Raw genomic sequence first — 1,682 nt, forward strand, 5'->3', positions numbered from 1 at the left:
CCCTCCGGCGGGTGCGCGTCCGCGTCCGTGCGCCGGCGGCCTCGGCAGGGGGTTCCGCCGTCAGCGGCGCTCGAAGTCGCTCGGGTAGGGGAAGTACCACTCCAGGAAGTCCCGCACGTAGTCCCGCACGTAGTCCCGTCGTGAGGGTTCGGTGTCCACGTCGTTGAGGCAGAAGAAGTCGTAGCCGCGTCGTTCCTTCAGGGCTTCCACCCGGTTCTCCAGATGGGGCTTGCCCACGTCCACGTACCGGTACTTGTACTTGCCCGGCACGGCCCTTCCCGTCAGCAGCGCCATGTGGTGATGGAAGGAGGTGGCCGGAGCCACGTCGGTGATGGACCGGAACTTCGAACGCATCGTCTGCGCCATGACGTCCGGGTAGTCGCTCTCCAGATCGCTCATGACGGCGCGCAGCTGCGGGTGCGGGGTGTGCAGGAACTTGTGCGTGATGGACCGCCCGAACGTCTTCGCGAGATGCTCGCGCACGTTGCGGCCGGCGGAGTTGGGGGCGGAGGCCAGGGGGTGCGGGGCGCCCACACCGATCTGGTAGGTCGAGAAGGGCAGGCGGGCGATGCCGTTGCCGTAGAAGAAGTGCTGCGGTGTGACGCGGCGCCCGACGAAGACGTCGTCGTTGAAGTAGAGGTAGTGGTCCGACAGCCCGGGGATGTGGTGCAGCCGCGTCTCGATGGCGTGCGAGTTGAAGACCGGCAGGACCCCTTCGGGGAAGATGTCCCGGTGGTCGACGACCGTCACGCCGGGCGCCTCGGTGTCCAGCCACTCCGGCGTCTGGCCGTCGGTGACGATGTACACGTGCCGCACGAAGTCGGCGTACATCCGCAGCGAGCGCAGGGAGTACTTCAGCTCGTCGTGGCTGGTGTACCGGGACTCGCCGACCTCCCGCTCCGCGATACCGGCGTCGGTTCCGGGGGAGTGCCGCTCGCGTGCGGCCCGCAGTTCCGGGTCCTGGCCGTCGACCCAGGTGTAGACGACGTCGACGGGGAAGGTCACGTCGTCGACGGTCGCCACCGTGAACGGTGCGAAGGTCGGGAAGGCACGGCCCTCGACCGTGATCGTCGCCGGCTTCTGCTCACTGGCCGGGACGACGTCGGCGACGCGGTTGCGGCGCGGCGCCACCAGCGAATCCGCCAGCACATCCTCGGACGCCTGCGGCGACACCCGCGCCAGCTCCTCCTCCGCGGAAGGACCGGCCAGCACATCGGCCCCGTCCTGCCAGAACTCCACATCACAGCCCAGCTGCGGCCCGGCCAGCACCTGACCCACCGGCCCCAGCCGCACCACACCGAAACGCATCACCGGAGCCGACGACAACGCCTTCGGCCACACATCGTCCGCGAACAGCGAGAAATCAGTCACCCCACCGGAACGGGGCCTCGCCGCGAAAACGACACTCCCCCCGTACAACCCACGCATCGACGCCAGAAACGACTCCCGGTCCGCCTCACGCACACCCACGGCCCACGACGTACGCGACACACCCGGCACCACGAAATACGCCACACCCGCCCGCTCCAGGGCATCCGCGACCAGACCCAGATTCTCCGCGGCCGCACCGGCCGCCGAGAACTCCTCGACCACCCGCCCCCACAACGGCTCCCCGTCGAACGCCACCTGCCGCACACGCGCATCCGACCGCAACAACACCTGCCGCTGCCGCGTCACCCGCA

General features: G+C 69.1%; 1 protein-coding gene. It reads right to left on the bottom strand.

Annotated features, from left to right (window positions below; translation table 11 throughout):
- Window positions 1-60 precede the first annotated feature (60 nt).
- Window positions 61-1,682: stealth family protein (locus B9S61_RS15640; RefSeq protein WP_103542818.1), on the bottom strand; the 1,622-nt coding region annotated here is incomplete at its 5' end.

The sequence above is a fragment of the Streptomyces sp. SM1 genome, from assembly GCF_002910825.1.
Taxonomy (GTDB): Bacteria; Actinomycetota; Actinomycetes; order Streptomycetales; family Streptomycetaceae; genus Streptomyces; species Streptomyces okerensis.